The organism is Frankia sp. CeTa3Moorea (genome assembly GCF_978021225.1).
In genome coordinates, this window is sequence record NZ_CDXDOR010000086.1 from 16599 (window position 1) to 21383 (window position 4785).

Annotated in this window: 3 protein-coding genes; all 3 read left to right on the forward strand. The window is 71.7% G+C overall.

Features of this window, described 5'->3' with window-relative positions:
• Positions 1–131 precede the first annotated feature (131 nt).
• Positions 132–1553: a lysine N(6)-hydroxylase/L-ornithine N(5)-oxygenase family protein gene (locus tag AC08OV_RS15360; protein WP_476619837.1), complete on the forward strand. Its 1422-nt coding sequence runs from the start codon at positions 132–134 to the stop codon at positions 1551–1553.
• A complete protein-coding gene (locus AC08OV_RS15365) occupies positions 1550–3733 on the forward strand; it encodes an IucA/IucC family protein (protein ID WP_476619835.1) in 2184 nt (727 codons plus the stop codon). Before AC08OV_RS15360 ends, AC08OV_RS15365 begins: the two co-directional genes overlap by 4 nt.
• 11 nt (positions 3734–3744) lie before the next feature.
• A partial coding sequence (locus AC08OV_RS15370; RefSeq protein WP_476619836.1) for a type I glutamate--ammonia ligase occupies positions 3745–4785 on the forward strand: 1041 nt, incomplete at its 3' end.

Below are 4785 nucleotides of genomic sequence, written 5' to 3' on the forward strand. Positions count from 1 at the left end.
CCCCCGGCCTTCAGGCCGGGGAGGATGTCAAATTCCGCGCCCCGTCCACAGCTCGCGGCGAGCGCCCGCGTACCGTCGACGACGGATCGGCGTTCGCGGGTCTGCCCGCGGGGGGCGAACCGCCCTACGACCTGGTCGGGGTCGGGTTAGGACCGTTCAACCTGTCGCTTGCGGCCCTGGCCGACGGGCTGCCCGGCCTGCGGGCCGTCTTCTTCGACCAGGCGCCGGCCTTCAGCTGGCACCCCGGCCTGCTGTTGGAAGGTACGACCCTGCAGGTGCCGTTCCTCGCCGATCTCGTCACCTTGATCGACCCGACCAGCAGATGGTCCTTCCTGGCGTACCTGCGCGAGCATGACCGGCTCTTCCGCTTCTATCTCTACGAGCGGTTCCACATCCCCCGCCGGGAGTATGACGACTACTGTCGATGGGTCGCCGACGGTCTCGACTCCACCCACTTCGGCACCCGCGTCGAGGCGGTCCGCTGGGATCCCGACACCCGCCTGTTCCAGGTGGCGATCGCCCAGCCCCACCGGTCCGATCAGGCAGGGCAGTCCGGCGCCTCCCCGACACGGGTGGTGACCGCTCGGCACCTGGTCCTCGGGATCGGAACCGAACCGATCATGCCGGTGGCCTTCGCGGGGATGCCGAACGGGCGGGCCTTCCATGCGGCCGAGTACCAGCAGCGGCGTGCCGCGCTGGCGGGGCTTTCCCGGGTCACGGTGGTCGGCTCCGGACAGTCCGGGGCGGAGGTGTTCGCGGATCTGCTCCGCGCACAACCGGTGACCGGTCATCAGCTGACCTGGATCACCCGCACCCCCGCCTTCGCGCCGATGGAGTACTCCAAACTCGGCCTCGAACAGTTCACCCCCGACTTCGTCCGCTATTTCCACGGTCTGGAGCAGGCGGCCAAGGACACGCTCGTCCCGGCTCAGTGGCAGCTCTACAAGGGGATCGACGCGGACACCATCGCGGAGATCTACGACCTGCTGTACGAACGGACGATCGGCGGGACGGACGTGGCGGCGACACTGCTGCCGGGCGTCGTCGTGGAGACGGCCTCACAGCGGGACCGGGACGGTGAGATCACTCTCGGCTGCCGCCACCGCGATCAGAACCGCGCCTTTCCCGTCCACACCGACGCGGTGGTGCTTGCGACCGGGTACGCCGCACGCCAGCCGACCCTGCTCGATCCCATCGCCGGGCTAATCGACGTCGACGACAGGGGTCGCTTCCGCGTCGACGCCCGGTACCGGGTGGCGACCGACGCCGGTCTCACCGGCCGTGTCTACGTCCAGAACGCGGAGCTGCACACGCACGGCGTCGGGACGCCCGACCTCGGCCTCGGCGCCTGGCGCGCCGCGGTCATCCTCGACGACCTGACCGACGGCGACGCGTACCGGCTGCCGTCGCCGTCGGCGTTCACAACCTTCGGGGTCCCCGCCCGGTCGGGCCAGCCGGACGGGAATGGCCAGGCCGCCGGCGAGCGGCGCGCGCGGCCGCGCGATCCGGCCCCGGTCGAGACGGCCAAGACAGCCGGAACGGCCGGACGTTGACCACGTCATGGTCCGCGCCGCCGCCCGCGGCACCGTCCCCGGGGCGGACCGGGTCGGCGGACCGATGGCGGCAGGCCGGCCGTGCCCTGCTGGCCAAGCTCATCGCTGAAATGGCCTACGAGGAGCTACTCAGTCCGCAACCCGACGAACCAGCGGATGCCGCGGCCGGGCCGGCGGGCTCCCCGGGCGGGCCGACACCCACCGCACCGGCGCGGACGAGCGACCTCACGGTGCGCGGCGTGGCCCCGAACGGGCGCAGGCACCCCCCGATCGGACGGGGTCCCATCCAGGGTTACCGGCTCCGAGCCGCGGGCGCCACGTACGCCTTCACCGCCCGACGTGGCACGTTCGGGTCTTGGTGGATCGATGCCACTACGCTGACCCGCTCGGTTACGCCACCCGGCCCGGACGGCAGACCCCCCGAACCGGGCACCACACTGACCGTTCCGGGCACCGCACCGGCGGACGACCCGATCCGCTTCCTCCAGGACATGCAGGTCCTGCTCGGCTGGTCCGACCCGGTCCTCGCCGACGTGGTACGCGATCTGCTCGCCACCCAGGCTGCCGATCATCATCTGCTCGGAACGGCGATTCCCGCGGTGGATCTCGCCGATCTGCCGTTCGTCGCGCTCGAGGGGCACCAGACCGGCCATCCCTGTCTCGTCGCGAACAAGGGACGGCTCGGTTTCGGCGCGGCCGCGGCTGTCTACACCCCCGAGGCGCGCCGGCCCTTCCGACTGCGGTGGGTGGCCGCACACCGCGCGATCGGGCGGTACAGCGCCAGCGCCCCCGAGGCCAGCGCCCCCGAGGCCAGCGCCCCCAGAACCAGCGGCCCCGGGGCCAGCGACCTTTCCGGACAGGGCTCGTCGACCGCGCCTGACCTGCTCACCACGGAACTCGACGAGCAGACCCGCACCCACTTCACCGATGTGCTCCGCCGGGCCCTGCCAGACGATCCACGCCGGCCGGGCCCCGCGCCCGCCGCCGGACCACCCGCCGGTACGACGATCGCCGACTATATCTGGCTACCCGTCCATCCGTGGCAGTGGGAGAACGTAATCGTGCCGCTCTATGCGGCTGAGATCGCCACCGGTCTGCTGGTCCCGCTGGGCGAGGCACCGGACCGGTACCTGCCCCTGCAGGCGGTGCGCACCCTCGCCAACGTCGACCGGCCGGACCGGCGGAACGTCAAGCTCGCGCTGATGATCCGTAACACGCTGGTGTGGCGGGGGATGTCGGCGGCTGACGCCATCGCCGGACCGGCGATGTCGAGCTGGCTGCTCGGGCTGCGCGACGCGGATCCCTTCCTGCACGATGTGACCCGGGTTCTCCCGCTTCCGGAGGTCGTCGGCGCCACCGTCCGGCACCCGGCCTACGACGCCGTCCCCGACGCGCCCTACCGCCTCCACGAACTACTCGGCGTGCTCTGGCGTGATCCGGTGGAGCGGTTTCTCGACGGCGGGGAGCGGGCGCGCAGCCTCGCGTCCCTGCTGTCGGTCGGCTCCGACGGTCGGGCAGTCGTCGCCGAGCTCGTGGCCCGCTCGGGCCGGCCGGCACACGACTGGCTCGCCGCGCTGTTCTCCGCCCTCCTGCCGCCGCTGCTGCACTACCTGTACCGGTACGGCGTGGCCTTCACGCCGCACGGCGAGAACGTCCTGTGCATCTTCGATGCCGAGGAGATGCCCCGCCGCATAGCCGTGAAGGACTTCGGCGCGGACATCGAACTGGTGTCCGGCGAGTTCCCCGAGCGGCGGGGGATGCCACCGGAAGCGGTCGAGCACTGCCGGCGGTGGCCCGGCCCGGTCCTGGCCCACTCCCTGCTCTCGGCGGTGTTCGCCGGGCACTTCCGCTTCTTCGCGGTGCTCGTGGCGGATCATCTCGACGTGGGCGAGAACCAGTTCTGGCGGCTCGTGCGGGCGACGGTCGACCGGTACCACGCGAGGTTCCCGGCCCTGCGGGAGCGGTTCGCCTCGATCGATCTCCTCGGGCCGGCGTTCGGTCGGGTCTGCCTGAACCGCGAGCAGTTCGCGGGCGCCGGGTTCCACGATCGCGCCGACCGGGACGGAGGCTTCGACCTGATGCACGGCGAGGTCGCGAACCCCCTGCACGACGTGTCCACCCTCACGACGGGCCCGGCACAACCGGCAGCCCCGACGGAACCGGCGCCGCCTACGGCATGAACGGAGAACGCATGACATCGTCGCCGGTTCCGACCCCACCATCGGCCCAGGTTCCGGCCCATCCCGACCCCCCGGGCCCGCCTGAGCCACCTGAGCCAACCGGGCGGCCCGCACCGCGGGTCCAGCCCCGCCCGATCGGCCCCGGGTCATCGTCCGATCAGGCGGTCGGGGAGAACGCGGCCGGCCGGGGAGTGCTACGTGACCTGCTGGCCGGAGCCGAACCGGTCGAGGAGATCATCGTCGCCACCGTCGACCTGCAGGGCCGGCTCGTCGGCAGCGCCGTGTCCCCGGAGCACTTCACCGGACCGGTGCTCGCCGACGGCCTCGGCGCCTGCACTTACCTGCATGCCGTTGACGTCGACATGAAGACCGACGGAGGCTACCCCCACTCGCCCTGGTACGACGGCTTCGGTGATCTACGGCTACAGCCCGACCTCACCACGTTGCGCCGCGCACCCTGGCATCCGTCCGACGCGGTGGTGTTCGCGGACGCGTTCTGGCCGGACGGGTCCCCGGTGGACGTCGCTCCCCGTGCCGTGCTGCGTCGACAGCTCGACGCGCTCGCCGACTCCGGTCTGACCGCCTTCGCCGGGACGGAGCTGGAGTTCCTGGTCTTCCGCGAGTCCTACCGTCGAGCTGCGCGGCGCTCCTACACCGATCTCACCCCGGCCAGCCGTTACAACATCGACTACGCGCTTTCCGGCACGGAAGGACTGGACGATCTGGTCCGGCGCATCCGGCGGGCGATGGCCGGCGTCGGGGTGGCGGTCGAGTCCGCGCGCGGGGAGGTCCATCCGGGGCAGTTCGAGATCGTGTTCCGGTATGCCGAGGCGCTGCAGGCCTGCGACAACCACACCCTCTACAAGACCGCCGCCAAGAAGATCGCCGCGGCGGGCGGGCAGGCCCTGACCTTCATGGCGAAGTACGACGGGGGCGAGGGGAACTCCTGCCACGTTCATCTGTCCCTGCGCGGGACGGGCGGGGCATGTGTGTTCGCGCCGTCCCCCGAAGGTGAGGGGGCGCTCGTCCGGCACCCCGGCTTGGCCCCACCG